Here is an 18,124-nt window from a genome sequence, read left to right on the forward strand (position 1 = left end):
CCACAGCGGTTCTCAGGGCATTACTAAGCTATAGCCTAGCACTAGTTTTGCTAAATTGCGGGCGCTAAACGCGGCACAAAATCACATTATAATCACAAAGTGTCATAGCCACACTAACCAGCGCCACTGCCTGAGCAGTATCTAGTAAAAAAACCACACTGATCGATAAGGTATTGTGAATTGACTAGGTGAACTTACGGGCTTACCGGCTTAGCCGCAATTGAGGCAACAAACCACATTACAAGCGCAAAAAGTGGCTTCCAAAGATTAAAAACAATGGGGAGTATTGATGGCCGACTAATGATTTAGTAGTCGGCTGGGTCTTTGAAGATAATGTCTAGCGGACTGTCTTGCGAAGCTCATCGCTAGACGCCCTATGACTAAATCGCTTTTGCTGGAATAGCAGACCGCCCAAATGCAACCAAGCCCGCGCCATACGCGTACATAGTTAAGCCGTATACCATTGACGGAATTGCCATCTCCTGCGAACCAAGAATTGTGGTCGCTACCAGAATGCCGATAGTACTGTTTTTGATTCCCAGCTCTACCGCGATGGCCACCTGATCACCTTTTGCCACACCCGCAAGGCGCGCAATACCAAAGCCAGCGCCTATTCCCAGGATATTAAGAAGTAGGCAAGCGGGCCCCGCTTGTATCAACAGCTCTAAAAGATGATCGCGCAGCCCGTAGGAGATAATGACGATTAATACCAGCAGTACCAATGCACCGAAACCATTCAGTGGTTTTTCAGCGCGCAGGGCTAGCATCGGCGCTTTGGCGCGAATGAGCATACCAATGCCAGTGGGTAGCAAGACAATAATGACTAACATGGTAATCGTGTCGACAACCGGCATTGTGACATCCGCCGACTTACCGAGCTGCCAGCTCAGCGCTTGGTTCACCAATAGCGGTAAAGTCATAATCGTCGCGATGCTAGCAATGGCGGTCACCACTATTGATAAGGCCACATTCCCTCTGGCTAAGTAGGTAATCACATTAGACGTCGCCCCGCCGGGGCACGCCGCCAATATCACCAAGCCAACGGCAATCGCCGGCGGTAGCCCTAAGCCCCACGCCACCAAAAATCCCAGCGCAGGCAAAACCACCAATTGCCCAATACTTCCCACTATTGCTGCACGAGGATGCTTGGCCTCCTTTGCAAAATCGCCAAGCGTTAAACCAAGACCCATGCCAATCATGATAATAAAAAGGGAAACCGGTAGACCGATACTAATAAACAGACTCTGTCCCATCTTTCTTTTGCCTTATTGTTATAACCGAATTGTTTAGAACGCTAGTGTAGAGTGAAACGCGGCCTTTATCTGTTACAAAGGTGACAAATTTGTTTAGTTCGCAGTCGCCCGAGACTTAGCGTTCGCTCTGACTTATCCAGCTCTGCAGATCAAGCCATAAGCGCTCTGCAACATCGGAATCATTTGCCTCTGCACTGGCCACAGCGACCTGCATATTGCGATAGTAGGCACCAGAAACTAATTCGTCTTTGGCGGCAGTGGCGCAATGAATTTGTGTTTGCGCGCCCTGCTTTGGCGTTTTCATAAAAAAGCGTTCAATCGGCGCCAAAGCGTTTCGCACCGCCGCAATCGAGCCAGTGCCCGCCAGCCCCTTGTCCGCCACATTGGTGTATACCGCGCCCGGATGCAGGCAATAACTAGTAATACCATCTCTCGCAAAATGCCTATCAATACTGCGTGTTAAATGCACCAGAGCCAGCTTTGACTGCCCATAGGCATTCCAGGAATTATAGGGTCGTCGCGGTTGAATAAACTCGCTATTCAGACCTCGGCTGTGCAGCTGTGACACGACATTCACAATGCGACTGTCACCGGAAGTCGCGGCCGAGGCTTGCAGTAAAGGCAATAGGCGATACGTTAAATGTGCCGAGCCCAAATAATTAACCCGCCATTGAATCTCAAAACCATCGCCGCTTAATGTTGGCGAAGTCCATCTCGACATGAGATCAAGATGAATACCCGCATTATTTATTAGCACATCTAAGGCTAAGCCCGCTGTTTTATAGGCTTGGACAAAGGCTTCAACAGAATCATAGCTCGCTAAATCCAGATCAAAGGCATGCATATGTGGATGATAGGAAGCTGCCAATTGCTGGCGTAGAGCATCGGCAATCACCGCGCTATTCTTGCGCACCGTTACTGATACCACCGCGCCCTGCTCCAGTAGCTGCAAGGCGGTAGCATAGCCCAATGAGCCTTCGGCACAGCCGGTCACAATAAAATGACGCCCTTGCAATTTGAACGTTTCCGCCATTTTTGCGCCGCTTACAAAGCCCTGTATTTTTCCAAACATGCCCGTCATAATCCCTTGCTATAAGCTTAAATTAATGTCTCAAGCTCTCTTGCACGAACCGCGATCGCAGTAAATTTTGATTGATGTGCAGTAGTCGCAGCGTAATCTAGTCTAATACCAGCAATCAACGAGCAATCTCTTCGAGCCCATGATTACACAAAGCAAAGACAAGCTACTCAGTAAATATCGCACACGCATCCGCGAAGGCGCCATCGCCAATGCTAAGAAGCAACTGGCACTTCGAGGTATCACCGCTGCGGAATTAGATCCCGATGAGCTGGAAATTCTGGTACATGACGAGGAAGTGAAGCTGCGGGGAAGGCTTAAGAATTATAGCCTTGCCGCGCTTATTGCGGCATTAACACTGGGCCACTTTTAATGTTGATCCCCTTACTGCGCAGCGGTGTGCTGTATATGATTTGGCGGCGCCATATTAAGCAGCGCGCGCTAGGGATCATCGCGACGGTGCTCTTTGTGCTGGCGGTGAATTTAATTCACTCAGAAGCCCTGGCTTTTTTCAGCGCCACAGATAAATCGACTTTAGCCCCATTCGCTTTCTACTTTCGATGGCTGGCATGGTTAGCAGCAGGCGTTAGCTATCTGTGGTTTGTTGAACGCAAAATAGCCAAAACCGCTGAAGCCCAAAGAAATGCCTCCAGTAAAAAAAACCAACCACAAAACAAGCCAAAAGCAGAGCCAATTGAACAGCACGATGGTTTCGACAGCTTGCGCCATAACACGCCCTTGCGCTCGCGAGCAGACATTATGCTAGAACGGAAAAAGCGTGATAAGCCAGACTGAACTTAAACACCTCATTACAGATTGGGACGAGCGCGACAAAACCATTCTGGCCATACTCTGCGATCTCGGCGAAAACAACACCGCGACTGATGCTATCGTCGACAAGATACGGTGGATGTACAACTCGCGAACGAGGCACCGTATTACACGGAATTTTAAGCGCGTAACAAGACAAGATAGTAGTGAAGAAATGCCATGCCCAAGCTACGAGACACTGCTCGCTGGCGCGGCAAAAAAGCTACGCATTCACAAACACTGCAAGACGGTGGACGAATACGAACGTTATATTCCTCAAGCTATTATCATTGCGGCACTTGCGAAAATGAACCCCGCGCAACGAGACCGATTTTTTAGCGAAGAATTTAACGCGACACCAATGTGGGACGCCGCAGGAATCAAAAGCCGCAACATCACGGGCCTACGCACGGCGGCAAGCGTATTAGCGCTGGCCAATGCATCTGGCTATGCGGTGTATGCAGGCGCGACCACCGCGCTTGGTTTTGCCACCCACGCCATGGGCATCACCCTACCCTATGCCGCGTATACCGGATTATCTGCAACCATCGCCCAACTCATTGGCCCACCAGGCTGGCTCGCGCTAGCGACGTATAGCTTTTTTAAAGTCACCGGCACCGACTGGAATAAATTAATGCCGGTGCTGCTGACCATTATCGCCACAAAACATCGCTATGACATTTTGGCTCGCGGTCACACTCAATAAGCCCAGCAAGTTCAATATCGCAGACAGAACTCAGATAAAAACCCCGTTAATTATCGCGATAGGCATTAACTTCAACTTCTGAATAATCCTGCTATCCGCACAATATCTAGCCGTCGAAACAAATCTCAAACTGTATTTTCATCCACAAAATGTCCGCTTTGGTCGACGAATGTTAAAACCGAAATGTATTGTGCAAAGAAGCGCCGTTGTTGATAAGAGCGGACCGTCAAAAATCCAAATATGATGAAATATGGTAGGTTTTTTACAGCCTCAACGCTTGGGTAATGTTCGGCAAACCGCAGGTTTTGGAGTCGCACTGACCTATTTGCTGCAACTTGCCTCATTTGTGGCATATTGCTACAATATTAGCAATATTGACCCCAAAGAGGATATAACAGTGGCAACTACTAGCATACGATTAGACCAAGACCTTATTGATAAAGCCACTATTATGGCAAGGGCTCTGAACCGAACACCACCCAAGCAAATTGAGCATTGGGCTAAAATTGGTGAAATGATGGAAGACAACCCGGATTTGCCATACGAGTTCGTTAAGCAAGCAATAATTGCGAAAGCTGAAAAAGAGGCTGGAAAACTAGAGAGCTACGATTTTGGCTAAGGCAACTGGTGTTTTACAAACTCCGAGTTTCAAAAAAGCTGTAAAGAAACTTAAGCCCAATCAAAAGAAAGATCTGGATAATGCCATTAAAGAACTAATGTCGAAACCGACGCTTGGTGAGCAGAAAAAAGGAGATCTCTCTTTTTTGCGTGTACACAAATTCAAGATGAGTAAGCAGCTTACACTATTAGGATACAGTTTTAATGATGGCACGCTGACTCTTGAATTAATGGCACTTGGTTCACATGAAAATTTTTACCGCGATATCAAACGCAGCACCTAAAGTCGTAACGCTCGCCGCAGCCGCGCCGCTTTTTGGCGTCGGCCTGCCGGCGCTTGTTATGTCTATTTTTGATACTGCTCGTCAATTTCTTCAGCAATTTTTGCGAATGCTTCATGCTCGTTACGGAGATATGACCAGTATATGCGAGCATCTGGCTCTTCCATTGACTCACTGTTGCCGGATAAATAGCCTTCTACTCTCTCTATTGCATGAAAGTATTGGTCAAGATCGAATTTGGTATATTCGCCAAGCTCGTTCCTCTCTTCCATTGCGCATTGGAAATTTTCGTACGTCTCTTTTAGCATTCTAGGATTAGCTTGCCCAAATTCCCGGTCACCTGACGAATGAGCCCAAATACCTTGGCCTATTTTTTCGAAGAAGTAACCCATGGCCGACGGAAAAACATCTCGGAGTCGTGACTCTTTAAACCTATCCTTATGCATTTTATCGGCCTCTGCTAATCTATTTGCGATTTCCGTGTATCCCAAGATCACTTCGGCTAGCTGCTTTCCGACCATAGCCTGAATATCCACATTGATCATGTCAAAGCTTCTGTGTTCGGAATGCCGCAATAGGTCGAATCCATGCTTTGACATCGACACTCTCGATATATAGTTATGGAAACGTGTGCCCTTCTGATTCTGCTTGGTTGGGTGTCCTATCGACGCGTTACGTATACCTCTTATTTCCATAAGGATAGGCGAGGGACTGAGCTGAATATCGAAGGCCTCACTCAGGTGACGCAAGGCATCTTGCTGCAAGAAAAGGGACTGCAGCAAACCGTACGTATAAATATACTTGAGCCCAGAGTCCTTTGGGAATTCACTAACTTCATACGAGCCTATTGCGTAAATCGTGTCTCCAATAACATCAAGTGAGCTGCATATCTGATTCCAATTTGACGAATCTTGGAGTAGATCGACTTGGTATCGGTGAGTGTTGATGTGTCTTCGAATCGCTTCTTCAAGGTCACCAATTTGGCATATCAAAGTGTCAATTTCCACTTGCTGACTGGCTCCTGGTTGTAGACATAACAGCAAATTCAAATGCGTTGCGCTTTATAACTCGTGCACATAGCGAGTCTAAGCTTCAGGGTGATTAAGCAGGATAATTCTATTTGAATCAGGGTGATAGTAAGCTTGGGATGATTTTTCATTTGTGTGCGTCCTGCATTTGATGTGGAATCCCTTTGTTCTGAGCATAATCGCTTCTCAATAAAAATCAATTGCTTAAGTGAATTCCATCCGAATTAGTGAGCGCCATGCTGCTGAATACGAGTTTGACCGCTTTAATATTGCCAACTACTGCATATATGATCCGCAGCTGTAGGCATTGTTATAGACGACATCAGGCACCACACAACAGAGCGCACCGCATAGGAATCAGAAATTAACAGATGTAAGAAAAGAGACTCGATCTAAAGGAAGGCTTACGCTGCACCAAGGTTCTGCACTGCACCAGCATAAACCCCATTCCTGCCATGTCGTTTCGCGTGGTACATATATTGATCTGCAGCTTCGATCAGCTGCTTACCGTTGAGGTCGCTACCCCAGTCACTGGTGACGCCGATGCTAAGAGGAATATCCAACTTAGTACCTTTATAGCTAAATGGCCTTGAGATGGTTTTTTTCAATTTTTCAGCAACCGCGACCACTTGTTCATTTGAGACAACACCGGTAATCACAACAACAAATTCGTCACCGCCGACTCGCGCAATCAAATCTTCTTCGCGCAGCATCGACCTCGCCCTTGCAACTACCTCAACAAGAATGGCATCTCCGGTAGCATGACCGTGGGTATCATTCACACGCTTAAAATTGTCGAGGTCAATGAATATTACTCCCACGCTCTCGTTAGCGCGCCGCCCTTTAAAAAGCGCGTACTCAAGCCTGTCTTCCAACACATGAGGCCGCAGCGCTCCCGTTAGCGAGTCTAAGTTAGCCATTTTGTACAATTCGGTCTGGGAAGCGGCTATCTCTTTAGCCAAACTCGTCACGACATTGGAAAGCCGACCAAAGGACGTAAATATGATAATAGGTAGCCACACCGCCACCACTAAATACGCTCCCCATGTAGTCATCGAATGCATATATGTATCGACACTAACGGATGGGCTGAGTTGAAGTGTTCCAGACATGAAACCATAGGCGACCAGACAGGTAACCGTCATTGCAGCGAACGCCAGTATTACCCCCACTCGGCAGGAATACAGCATTCCACCCAGTAAGGCACTGGTGGCCAACCACCACGTCCCGGCACCAAGCATGCCAAAATTAAATAAACCGACTACGCCGATACACCACATCAACAATATCAGCGACCAAAATTTAAATTGGTAAGATGTCTTTCTCGCGGACGCCCAAAGGAAAATGGCATAGGCGCCAATAATAAGATGTGCGCTATACATTGGCAGCCAGCCGGTAAGCACAGAGCGCAGTGCAGAAAGTGGTCCACCGACTGCACCAACCACCGCAAAGCAGAACAAAATTTGATTTAGCGCTTTGCATCGCGCATTTTCGATGACGACATACGGGTCGATTGGTTTGATGCTATTTATCATGCCCGGTGATCGCACTTTAACAGGGTGTAGGCCTTTTGATCCTATCCGAAAAACGTGAACACGTAGCTAGGTGTTTACCCCTACTTTATGCCCCAAATAGAACAGCAAATTCACAACAATATGACAATGTCACCGAAGGCAGAAAAAGTGCTTGGGGAAATTAGCACCGATCGTCATCCAAAAGGCTTTTGATTAAGTCGGCAATAATTTTCACGCTCGCGGACTTACTCATTGATTGACTGACATGGAGTCTATGCCAGAAGTCAAAAGACGCAATCGCATCTATCGCCTCACGTGTAGCTGTCGATACTTCCTTTAGTTCAGGCAGCCAATTATCCAGGTCTATTCTCAATTTTTGTTGATTTTCTTCGTAGCATTTTGTCAGTGTTGGCGAGCGCCAAAGCAAGGCACGCGTTGCCAGCATAACCGGCGACAAGGTGGTGTAGGCATTTGCGTGACGCTCTATCGCATGCTGCAAGCGGGTATCTAGTGTGCCGCTCCGATCTCCACCACGGAATAAATCTAAATAATGCTCTCGAATCTGCGCATCCAGTTCATTGTAAAGCTGCTCCATCTCTGAAAAATGTCTAAAGACGGTACGTATCGCAATATTAGCGCGGTCCGCCACTTGCTGCGCGGTCGGGATTAACACCCCCTCGTTAATTAAATCCAGCATCGCCTCGATAATGAGCTGCCGACTGCGCCTGCTGCGTTGAACGCGACCATCGGCAGCTCCCTTTTTGGTCGGTGATTGCGTTTCATCCATAATTATCAAAACCGTAAAGCACTATTATTAATTTACAAGTGAGGCTGGCAGCAGCTCAAAAAAAGCAAAACAACACCGCCTTTACAAAATTACTTTTGCAGCATATTCCGAGCGGAATCTTTGAATTTCTCCGCCGCAGTATCATCTAGATCATCCAATAAGTTACCCAGACTGAAAGGGACTTCAATGCCTTTTTCCATACCGGGCTGATTTTTCATTACCTGTAACCAGCGCGCTAAATTATCTAATCCCTCAACAGAAACTCCCGACCATTTATAGGTTCTCACCCAACACCAATTCGCAATATCTGCAATTGAATAGTCATCCGCTAACCATTCATGATCTGCTAAATGACCATCCAACACCTCAAACAAACGGCGGCATTCATTTTGATAGCGATCGATAGCGGGCTGTATTTTTTCCGGGAAGTAGCGATGGAAAACATTCGCCTGCCCCATCATTGGCCCCACCCCGCCCATTTGAAACATTAGCCACTGAATAACTTTTGAGCGCCCCTTGGCGTCACTGGGCATTAGCTTGCCGGTCATTTCCGCCAAGTAAATCATGATAGCGCCAGATTCAAACACGGCAAAATTATCGTTGTCACGATCAACAATGGCGGGAATACGCCCATTGGGATTTAAGGCTAAAAACGCCGGCTTTTTCTGCTCGCCTGCGCCGATGTCAACGTAATGAGTCTCATACGCTAAACCCAGTGCCTCCAGGGTACAGGATGCTTTATGGCCGTTAGGTGTCGGTGCGGTATACAAATCGATCATGTTTATCTCCCGATGAGTCAATGTCAAAAGCCATACCGGCTATTATTAAATTTATTATCTAAACATTATACGAAGTGACTCTTGGCAAATCCTGCCAGTCACACCGCTTATTTATATCGTTGCCAAGCGCTAAACTCAGTTGAATTGCGAGCCAAATTATATTGACATATACTATGACAAAAAAATGCTGACAAACATAGCATTGCGGTAAATAATAAGCTCGGCGGGCATTAGCCATAGCCATTCCCGCTGCGAATTCAAATAAAAACAATGAGATGGACTGAATATACCGATGCTGAAATTACTCCGTATTATCGTGGCACTGCCCGCTATCCTGTTTCTTATCATTGGTCTGCAATGGGCAGTTGATCCAGCCGCCGCCGCAGAAAGCTTAGGAATGCCCCTATTAGATGGTCTCGGCCGAAGCTCGCAGATTGCCGATACTGGCGCCCTATTTATTGCAATGGGCCTAATGATATTAAGCGGCTTGCTCACTGGGCGGAAAACATGGTTTTACGCTCCCGCGCTGATGCTTTTTTCTGCAGCGGCACTTCGCCTTATTGCGTGGCTAATCCACGACGCGGCCTTTGCACCAGACATGATTGCCGTCGAAATTGTCGTTGCCTGCTTGCTACTTATTTCATCGCCAAAATTGGCCGACAAACAGTGAAGCTATCACCCCAAGCGGTATGCATCACACTGCTAGCGACGCTCTTTAATCTTGCCCACGCTGAAGTGGCAAGACCAAATATTGTCCTCATACTCGCGGATGATCTGGGCTTCAGTGACATTGCGTCCTACGGCAGTGAGATTCAAACTCCGTCATTGGATGCCTTAGCGGCGAATGGGATCAGCTTCACCAATTATCATACCGCCGCGAGCTGCGCGCCCACCCGGGCCATGTTGCTCACCGGCGTAGACAGCCATAGAAATGGGGTTCCCAATATCCCCGAGAGCATTCCGCCTGCGCATCAAGTCCACGAAAATTACCGCGGCGTACTAAGCCGCGATGTAGTAACCGTAGCCAGTCTATTGCAGAACGCCGGCTACCATACCTACATGGCCGGCAAGTGGCACTTGGGTAAAGCCCGTGACGAACTCCCGTATCGGCGCGGATTTTCTCGCACCATTACCCTGGCTGATACCGGTGCCGACAACTGGGAACAAAAGCCATACATCCCCATTTATGAAAAGGCCAATTGGTTTGCGGATGGCGAGGAAACAACGCTACCGGAGGATTTTTATTCGTCAGAGTTTCTAATCGATAAAACAATTGAGTTCATCGACTCTAATTCAGACTCGCAGCCGTTCTTTGCCTACATTCCTTTTCAGGCCGTTCACATTCCAGTACAAGCGCCAAAGGAGTTTACAGACAAATACCTCGATACCTATCAGCAGGGCTGGACCGCGCTGAGAGAACAGCGCCAAAAAAGAAGCAAGGAGCTTGGCATTATCCCAGCCAATGCCGAAATGCAAACCATGAGCAGCACCCACGACTGGGACAGCCTCAGCGCAGAAGAAAAACGCTTTCATGCCAAACGCATGGCCGTTTACGCCGGCATGGTCGACGCGATGGATCACCACATCGGTCGCTTAGTTGCCCACCTTAAAGCAACTGGCCGCTACGACAATACCATTTTTATATTCTCATCAGATAACGGCAGCGAAGCTACCGGTGGCGACAATCCACGCAGTTTACTCAACCGTCTCGGCTTGAGAATACAAGGCTACACCAATGACTACGACACCTTGGGCAGCAAAGGTAGCTTTAATACTATTGGCCCCAGCTTTGCCAGTGCAGCGGCGTCGCCGCTCGCCTACTACAAATTTTATGCAGGCGAAGGCGGCATGCGTGTTCCGCTCATCATTGCCGGCAAGCCCATTAGCGACAAAGCCAAACGGAGCAATGCATTTACCTTCGTAACCGATATCACGCCCACCATTCTTGAATTCACCTCAACGCCCGCACCGCCAGAGTTCTTTGGTGGTCGGCGTATCGTCCCCATGATTGGCCGCAGCCTGGCAGCACTAAGCCGTGGCGAGGTTGAGCAGGTGTATACCGAATCTGACTATATTGGCTATGAGCTGGGCGGCAACGCGGCACTGTTTCAAGGACCATATAAGATAGTTAAAAACCGGGGGCCGGTTGGCGATAGCGAATGGCATTTGTTTAATATCGTCGATGACCCCGGCGAAACAAATGATCTACGGGAGGCAATGCCAGACAAGTTGGCCGACTTACTGGAGCACTATAATCAATACGCCGCAGAAAATGGGGTCTTGGACGTTCCCGCCAATTTCAATGGTACGACCCAGGTTGCCATCAATGGTATCCGTGACCGTTTCGGTAAACAGCTTTTAGTGCTGCTATTAACGAGCATTATTTGCGGCGTTTTTTATATTTTATATCGAAGAAAATAGAACTAAACGCCAGCATTGGCGTAGCGACAATGAAGCAATAGCGACCAATATAGCAATTTCATATTTAGGAGCACTTATGATTGTATTACATGGCAACTCGGTATCTCCCTTTGTTCGCAAGGTGCTCGTCGCCCTGGCGATAAAAGGAATCGATTTTGAACAAGTACAGCAAATGCCCTACTCGGGAGATGCCGAGTACTTAAAAATAAGTCCGCTGGGTAAAATTCCCGCACTGCAAGACGGCGATCTAAATCTTTGCGACTCCACCGTCATCTGCGAATACCTAGAAGACAGCTATCCCGACAACCCGATCTACCCAACAAATCCAAAGCAAAAAGCGAAAGCGCGCTGGGTTGAGGAACTAGCGGGCAGCAGAGTCACCGAACTTGCCGCCGGTATTTTTTTCCAGCGCTTTATGCGCCCCATGTTTTTAAATCAAGAGACCGACGAGGCCCTGGTTCAAAAAATTATAGAAAAACAACTGCCACCGATCTTGGATTACGTTGAAACGCTGATACCGAAAGAGGGCTTTATATTCGGCGATTTCAGCATGGCCGACATTAGCATCATCAGCCCATTTATAAATGCGGGATACGCCAATTACCAGATCGACGCAGCACGCTGGCCGCTATTCGCTGCGTTCATCAAACGGGTCAAAAGTCACCCCGTAGTCGCACCCCTGCTTGCAGCAGAAGCGGCAATACTTGGCCTTTGAGCTTGTGATGTGCAGCGCTCTACAGACTGAGTTGCTGCACATGCCAGACAATGCCTAGCCTGCAAATAGCGCGGCCGCGAGCAAACCCACTAGAAGCTAACAAGGAGAATTAATAATGCCCTTCACAAGCAAGGAAATAGACGCACTTATTAGCGAGCTGGATCTACACGAATCTGGAAACCTAGGCCCCACGGCAAGCCAAATCAGATCGCTATTAGCTGAAGATCTCGGCGGGCCGCTGCAGTTTGTTAATTTTTTAGCCTTTCATGAAGTCGCGCAATACAAACATAGCGATGATTCAACCAAGGTAAGCGGAGAGGAAGCCTACAACCGCTACGGCGCAGTGGCGATCCAGCATGTGACGGAAGGCGGCGGCAGCCTGTTTGCGCTAAACACGGTTGAGCAAACCCTTATCGGCGCCGATGACGAATGGCAGCAGATAATTATTGTGCAATACCCCAATGTCGATGTATTCATCAATATGCTGCGCTCGCCGAGCTACCACGCGGCACTGCATCATCGCAACGCGGGCCTGAAAGCCACCAAACTAATAGTAACTCGTCCACTGCTGGTATAGCGATAAGCCGAATAGGATGCGCTGTCGATATTATAGTTTCGCTGTCGACACCCAAAACATTTCATAACAGAGTGTATTTATGAGTTTTCTGGCACCTTATGTTTTGAATTTAATATGCAGCGAAGGCTTGCAAAACTGGCAGCGCGGCCTAGGGGAATGGCGTCGAAAAAAGTCAGGCAAGCCGCATACCGTCACGGTATTTTTGCGGATAAACGATCCCTATAGCTATATCTTACTTCAGGTACTAGAAAGGCTTTCTCAGCGTTACAACATCGAATTTGATTTTAGAACCATCCTGCAACTGCAAGAAGATATGTATCCCGCTCCAGCGCTTTGGGAAAAAAATGCCTTCGCCGACAGCGCCTACCTAGCAAACAAATATTCCCTCGATTTTCCCCGCAGCGGACCGGTCTCGACCGTTGAACGAAACCAAAGCGCAAGCGCACAACTTTTACACGCCGAACTACAAGGCGATTATTTGCAGCGCGCACTAGCCATTTTTACAGCGTATTGGGCCGACAATATTGAACTGCTAGACACGCTAATAGATCCGCGCATCGCCCGCAATACAGAGTGCTATCGACACCACTTGCTTGCCAACGAATCGCTCCTTAAAAGCAAAGGCCACTATTTGACTGCCATGCTGCACTATGGTGAAAAGCCCGGCGGCGAGTGGTACTGGGGGCTCAGTCGTCTCGAGTTTTTGGAGCAGCGTCTGGCTGCCATCAATGCGATCAAGAACCATGACATTGCCGCGATAAGCCAAGCACCACCGGTTCGGAATGACGTCTTCAGCGGCACGAATACATCAGACAAACCTATTATTATTTACTGGTCAGCACGAAGCCCGTATTCCTATCTCGGTCTAGTGAGAGCAAGAGAACTGTCTGAGCACTATGGCCTAGACTTAATCGTAAAACCGGTTTTGCCGATGGTAATGCGGCGTATGCAAGTACCCCAAACAAAGGGCATGTATATTTTTAAAGACACCAAACGCGAAGCCAAAAAATATGGCATCGACTTTGGATTTTCCGCCGATCCCTTGGGTGCTGGCGTAGAACGCTGCTACGCCCTGTTCGATTACGCCGTGTCGCTGGGACGAGGAAACCGTTACCTCGAAACCTTTGCTCGCAGTGTTTGGGCAGAGGGTATCGACGCTGCCAGTGATTCGGGAATGAAAAAAATAGTGACTGCCGCCGGACTTGATTGGTCCATCGCTAAACCACTTTTGCAAAATGATCATTGGCGTGAATGGGCCCAGGAAAATCTACTGGATATGTATGACAAAGGTTTATGGGGCGTACCCAGCTTTCGCTACGGACAACTTTGTACCTTCGGCCAAGACCGGCTTGACCGCTTAGAACACGCCATTATCGAAGAGCGAACTGGACACACAATCTAGCTCGCATTCTTCGCGCTAATTTGGCCAGTAAATATATTCGTCGCCCTCTACAAATTTATCTGCCAAGGTTTTATCGACTGCAACCGGTGCCTCTAGTGTGTAGGGATAAATGGGGTCGCGCCCCGATGCGGCATGCTCAGCCAACAAGCCTTTTAACCTTGCCACCAGCTCTGGACGCGACGCGGCCAAATTGTTTTGCTCGGTTGGGTCTTCGGCAAGATTGTATAACCAATCCTTCTTGGGCCGCTCTGATACGTGCAGCTTCCAGTCACCGTCGCGCACCACGCGATAATAGCCACTTTGCCAAAACAGGGTCTTATGAGGTGCGGACTGTAATTCACTACCCTGCGCCCAAGGCATTATGTCACGACCATCTACAACTAGGTCGTCAGGCAGATTGGCACCACTTGCGGCGCTAAGGGTAGGCATAATATCAATGTGATTAACCGGCGTGTTCACCTGCGAGCCCGCCGGTATTTTTGCTGGCCAACGCATAAATAGTGGCACGCGAATGCCACCCTCAAACATGGTGATTTTCCAGCCGCGATACGGCGCATTGATTTTGGGTAAACCGAGGTATCCCGCGCCGCCATTATCGCTGGTGAAAACAACAATCGTATTTTCGGCGAGACCCTCTTCTTCCAAGCTATCCATGATACGACCGAAACTGCGATCCATAGCACGCACCATTGCTGCGTAAACTCGCAGACGATGAGGTTTTATATCGCCCACCGCCACGTAATCCTCCCTCGTAGCTTGCAGTGGCGTGTGCACACCCCAGTGCGCCAAGTATAAGAAGAACGGTCTATTCTTATTTGCCTTGATGACTTTTATCGATTCATCGGTCCAATAGTCCGACAGGTATCCCGCCGGCCGAAACCGATCATCACCGCTATTATTAAAGGACGCCGCATACTGCATTTTCGCCCACTCGAATTTATCGATGGGGTCGAAATCTAATTTTGCGTTGACAACATCGGGGTCATCTTCTGGTAAATGCATACCGCTTGCCATAAACAAGCTTTCATCGAAACCCTGGGCGTTTGGCGTTGACGCCGCTCCCCGTCCTAAATGCCATTTACCAATATGAACGGTGTGGTAGCCACGCTCTTTTAAGACTTCTGCAATAGTGATTTCTGACCCTGGCAGGCCCTTATCTTCGTAACTCAATCCACTGGCATCTGCTTCACGGTTATAAAATGCCGGTGGCAAACCGTTGTTAACACTGTTCGCAATTTGTACCACTGACGACCCCATTCCATTGGGCAGCGGTGTGAATTCAAAACCGGTTCGGGTCGGGTAGCGACCGGTCATAATCATTGCCCGAGACGCCGCACAAATTGGCGCCCCGGCATAGGATTGATTAAATACCGCGCCACCAGCAGCGAGTCTATCTATGCTCGGTGTCTGCACTCGGCCGTCGGCAACACCGCCACCAAAGCTTGAGATATCATTTATGCCTAAATCGTCAGCCAAAATAACAATAATGTTCGGGGGAGCTGGCGTATCACTCGATGCCGCAACAGCGGGCCCCTGCTGCCAGTCAATCTGACGATTAGGGCCTACCGGCACCTCACGTGCAGCTTTAAACTTAACAAGGGCAAGCATTACGTCGACGCGATTTAACCACAAACCACTGCCGGTAAAAATGACTGCAAGAAGAAGGCCCAGCAATACTTTCATTTTCACGATCTATCCCTTTTTATTATATTTATTCCGCCACAAAAACTAATGTCACATATAATGACATTTAAATCAAGAAAGGAGATCAGCGCTAAACAAATCGCAGAAATATCCCATTTATTGCGAGTAAAACAGCAGAATCACAAAATATATACACCCTGTAAAAAATGACCCTAGCGCGACCGAAATACGGTAGTATTAGCCCCACAACAAATTCGCGCACAAACACCCATAATGAGAATATTTTCCACCCTGGCGCTACTGCTATTTTTAATAAGTTTCGCTTCCGGCAGTTTCGCCGATGACAGCCAGTGCCTGAATTGCCACGCAGCGCAAGCGACAGCATGGCAGCAATCCGATCATTACAAATCGATGCAAATTGCCGAGGCAGAAACTGTGCTTGGCCGTTTTGATGGCAGTGGCGCAAGCTATAATCAGGACTCGTTTTCCTTCTATCGCGAAAGCGGAAAATATCTGGTCGCGATTAGTCATGCAGGCCAGCAAGCGACACGCTATGAAATTAAGTACACCTTTGGCTTTTATCCTCTACAACAATATCTCGCACAACTTCCGCAGGGAAAATTTCAAGCTCTACCTGTTGCCTGGGATAGCCGGACCAAAGCAGAAGGTGGTCAACGCTGGTACGCGTTGACGTCAGATTTGGAGTGGGATCACTTCGCTTACACTTGGAATACCAGCTGCGCAGAGTGCCATTCAACTCAATTTCAAAAAGCTTACGATGTGGAAAGCGCGTCGTTTAAAAGTCACTTTCAGGAAATAAATGTCAGCTGCACAGCCTGTCACGGCGATGCCAGCGGACACACGACCTGGCTCAAAAATGGGCAACAAAAGCAGGCTCACGCAGGCTTTAGCCACTCGCTAAATGAATCGGGAACGTGGACAAGAACCCTTGGTCAGCGAATAGCTGAGCGGGAAACACCACCGCTGGGAACCCAATTATCCAGCTGCGCACAATGCCACGCTCATCGCACGATTATCGAACCCTGGTCGCTGGACAAATCCATGCTCGACCACATCCAGCTCTCACTGATTTCACCGCCGCTTTACCACCCTGACGGACAAATAAAGGAAGAGGTATTTGTCAGCGGCTCATTTTTGCAAAGTAAAATGCACGCCGCCGGCGTCGTCTGCAGTAATTGCCACAACCCGCACACGTCGAAACTCAAGGCCGAGGGAAATGCCCTGTGTAGCCAATGCCATGCGCCGGAGGTATTCGACACCAAAAAGCACAGCCTACACGATAGTCCAAATGCGGGAAGCTTGTGCGTTAACTGCCATATGCCCGCCACAACCTATATGGGTGTCGACGCTCGACGCGACCATCGTTTCGGTATTCCAAACCCACAAAATACCATTGATCACGGCACTCCCAATGCGTGCAACCAGTGTCATTCAGATGAAAGCCCTGAATGGGCGCTAGAGAAAATGTCGGCGGGTTTCCAAAGTAAAAATCCTTATCCGCACACCGACATGTTTGCAGCACTAGACGAGCAGCCTTGGTTAAGCAGCAATGATCTAAGCAACCTGCTCAGCAAGGATAGGCTCGCCGATATCATTTACGCCTCGGCACTTACTCGCCTCAACACCGCAACAGAAAGCGCCGCTTTCCAGCTTGCTATCAGCAATCTAAAAAACCCAGCCCCGCTGCGAAGATTGGGCGCGGTAAGAGCCCTTGAAGTACTGCCACAAGATCAACGCACACACTATTTAAAAGACTTAATTAACGACCAAAGCAAATCCGTGCGTATGACTGTCGCCCGGCTTTTGGCGGGCTCCCTAAGCAGTTTGGCACTGAGCGATGGCCAAAAATCTGATTTAAATAATCTACTAAAAGAATACGAAGACTCACTGCGAATCAATGAAGACAACCCGGGCGTACAATTAGCGCTGGGCGAGCTATACCAGGGACGCGGCCACAATGAACAAGCGAAACTTGCTTATAAGCGCGCCATTGCCATCGACGATCAATACAGTCCCGCCTATATCAATCTTGCCGACTTATACCGGCGCACGGGGGACGATAAAACGGCGCTCGGCAGTCTTATCCACGCTAGTCAGATAATACCGAAAGATAGCTCCGTACTTTATGCCCTGTCACTCGCCTACTTTCGTCATCAACAATACGATAAAGGTATAAGCAGCGTAAGCCTCGCTCATGACCTGGCACCAAGTAATAGCGACATTAACTATGTATATGCTGTTGCACTAGAGAGTGTTGGCAAACCCCAGCAAGCACTGGCAATTTTACAAACTTACCTCCACAGTTTTCCGAGCAATGTACAGATATTGGAGTTAAGCGCCCGCTACCATTTAAAATACCGACACACCGAACAAGCGCTACGCGAAATTAGAGCCTGGTTAATCCTTAGCCCCAATTCAGACAATGCGAAAGCGCTTTACAGACAAGCACAACGCTTGGATCAACGCGAAAATAACGAGTAAGGAAGGATC

18 protein-coding genes are annotated in these 18,124 nt (G+C 48.4%); 11 read left to right on the plus strand and 7 right to left on the minus strand.

Features of this window, described 5'->3' with window-relative positions; translation table 11 throughout:
* Positions 1–380: 380 nt before the first annotated feature.
* Positions 381–1,253, minus strand: a complete 873-nt coding sequence (locus KXJ70_RS07325; protein WP_219042765.1) for a bile acid:sodium symporter family protein — start codon at positions 1,251–1,253, stop codon at positions 381–383.
* A 115-nt stretch (positions 1,254–1,368) separates the two neighbouring features.
* Entirely contained in the window at positions 1,369–2,334 is a 966-nt protein-coding gene (locus tag KXJ70_RS07330; protein ID WP_219042766.1) for an SDR family NAD(P)-dependent oxidoreductase, read from the minus strand.
* Between the two features lie 139 nt (positions 2,335–2,473).
* On the opposite strand from KXJ70_RS07330, the gene KXJ70_RS07335 reads away from it, so the two are divergent.
* The 5 genes from KXJ70_RS07335 (at position 2,474) to KXJ70_RS07355 (ending at position 4,749) form a co-directional block, all read left to right on the plus strand.
* Positions 2,474–2,704, plus strand: a complete 231-nt coding sequence (locus tag KXJ70_RS07335) for a hypothetical protein (RefSeq protein WP_219042767.1) — start codon at positions 2,474–2,476, stop codon at positions 2,702–2,704.
* Entirely contained in the window at positions 2,704–3,126 is a 423-nt protein-coding gene (locus tag KXJ70_RS07340; protein ID WP_219042768.1) for a hypothetical protein, read from the plus strand. The genes KXJ70_RS07335 and KXJ70_RS07340 overlap by 1 nt, the downstream gene beginning before the upstream one ends.
* Entirely contained in the window at positions 3,110–3,847 is a 738-nt protein-coding gene (locus tag KXJ70_RS07345; protein WP_219042769.1) for a hypothetical protein, read from the plus strand. The genes KXJ70_RS07340 and KXJ70_RS07345 overlap by 17 nt, the downstream gene beginning before the upstream one ends.
* Positions 3,848–4,097: 250 nt before the next feature.
* Positions 4,098–4,466: a TA system antitoxin ParD family protein gene (locus KXJ70_RS19630; protein ID WP_255558215.1), complete on the plus strand. Its 369-nt coding sequence runs from the start codon at positions 4,098–4,100 to the stop codon at positions 4,464–4,466.
* Complete coding sequence (locus KXJ70_RS07355; RefSeq protein ID WP_219042770.1) at positions 4,459–4,749, plus strand: type II toxin-antitoxin system RelE/ParE family toxin; 291 nt, start codon at positions 4,459–4,461, stop codon at positions 4,747–4,749. Before KXJ70_RS19630 ends, KXJ70_RS07355 begins: the two co-directional genes overlap by 8 nt.
* A 62-nt stretch (positions 4,750–4,811) precedes the next feature.
* On the opposite strand, the gene KXJ70_RS07360 is transcribed toward KXJ70_RS07355, so the two are convergent.
* The 4 genes from KXJ70_RS07360 to KXJ70_RS07375 form a co-directional block, all read right to left on the minus strand.
* On the minus strand, positions 4,812–5,753 hold the full coding sequence (locus tag KXJ70_RS07360; protein WP_219042771.1) for a hypothetical protein: 942 nt from the start codon (positions 5,751–5,753) through the stop codon (positions 4,812–4,814).
* Between the two features lie 425 nt (positions 5,754–6,178).
* Positions 6,179–7,309 carry a GGDEF domain-containing protein gene (locus KXJ70_RS07365; protein WP_219042772.1) on the minus strand — a complete coding sequence of 377 codons (1,131 nt, stop codon included), beginning with the start codon at positions 7,307–7,309 and terminating at the stop codon, positions 6,179–6,181.
* A gap of 160 nt (positions 7,310–7,469) precedes the next feature.
* Positions 7,470–8,075: a TetR/AcrR family transcriptional regulator gene (locus tag KXJ70_RS07370; protein ID WP_219042773.1), complete on the minus strand. Its 606-nt coding sequence runs from the start codon at positions 8,073–8,075 to the stop codon at positions 7,470–7,472.
* Positions 8,076–8,164: 89 nt separating this feature from the next.
* Complete coding sequence (locus tag KXJ70_RS07375; RefSeq protein ID WP_219042774.1) at positions 8,165–8,854, minus strand: glutathione S-transferase family protein; 690 nt, start codon at positions 8,852–8,854, stop codon at positions 8,165–8,167.
* Positions 8,855–9,146: 292 nt separating this feature from the next.
* On the opposite strand from KXJ70_RS07375, the gene KXJ70_RS07380 reads away from it, so the two are divergent.
* The 5 genes from KXJ70_RS07380 to KXJ70_RS07400 all read left to right on the plus strand — a co-directional run bounded on the left by KXJ70_RS07380 (position 9,147) and on the right by KXJ70_RS07400 (position 13,969).
* On the plus strand, positions 9,147–9,524 hold the full coding sequence (locus KXJ70_RS07380; RefSeq protein WP_219042775.1) for a DUF4345 family protein: 378 nt from the start codon (positions 9,147–9,149) through the stop codon (positions 9,522–9,524).
* Positions 9,521–11,275 carry an arylsulfatase gene (locus KXJ70_RS07385; RefSeq protein ID WP_219042776.1) on the plus strand — a complete coding sequence of 585 codons (1,755 nt, stop codon included), beginning with the start codon at positions 9,521–9,523 and terminating at the stop codon, positions 11,273–11,275. The genes KXJ70_RS07380 and KXJ70_RS07385 overlap by 4 nt, the downstream gene beginning before the upstream one ends.
* Positions 11,276–11,351: 76 nt before the next feature.
* Positions 11,352–11,990: a glutathione S-transferase family protein gene (locus tag KXJ70_RS07390; protein ID WP_219042777.1), complete on the plus strand. Its 639-nt coding sequence runs from the start codon at positions 11,352–11,354 to the stop codon at positions 11,988–11,990.
* 115 nt (positions 11,991–12,105) lie between these two features.
* Positions 12,106–12,567 (plus strand): DUF1330 domain-containing protein, encoded by a 462-nt coding sequence (locus KXJ70_RS07395; RefSeq protein WP_219042778.1) that lies wholly within the window; start codon positions 12,106–12,108, stop codon positions 12,565–12,567.
* A 79-nt stretch (positions 12,568–12,646) separates the two neighbouring features.
* The gene (locus KXJ70_RS07400; protein ID WP_219042779.1) at positions 12,647–13,969 is read left to right on the plus strand and encodes a DsbA family protein; all 1,323 of its coding nucleotides are present in this window, start codon (positions 12,647–12,649) and stop codon (positions 13,967–13,969) included.
* Between the two features lie 15 nt (positions 13,970–13,984).
* Here the strand turns inward: KXJ70_RS07400 and KXJ70_RS07405 are convergent, their stop codons facing one another.
* Complete coding sequence (locus KXJ70_RS07405) at positions 13,985–15,652, minus strand: sulfatase (RefSeq protein ID WP_219043117.1); 1,668 nt, start codon at positions 15,650–15,652, stop codon at positions 13,985–13,987.
* A gap of 234 nt (positions 15,653–15,886) precedes the next feature.
* Here KXJ70_RS07405 and KXJ70_RS07410 point away from each other — a divergent pair, with 234 nt between their 5' ends.
* A complete protein-coding gene (locus tag KXJ70_RS07410) occupies positions 15,887–18,115 on the plus strand; it encodes a cytochrome c3 family protein (protein ID WP_219042780.1) in 2,229 nt (742 codons plus the stop codon).
* Positions 18,116–18,124: the final 9 nt, after the last annotated feature.

This window comes from Zhongshania aquimaris (assembly GCF_019312595.1).
Lineage (GTDB): Bacteria > Pseudomonadota > Gammaproteobacteria > Pseudomonadales > Spongiibacteraceae > Spongiibacter > Spongiibacter aquimaris.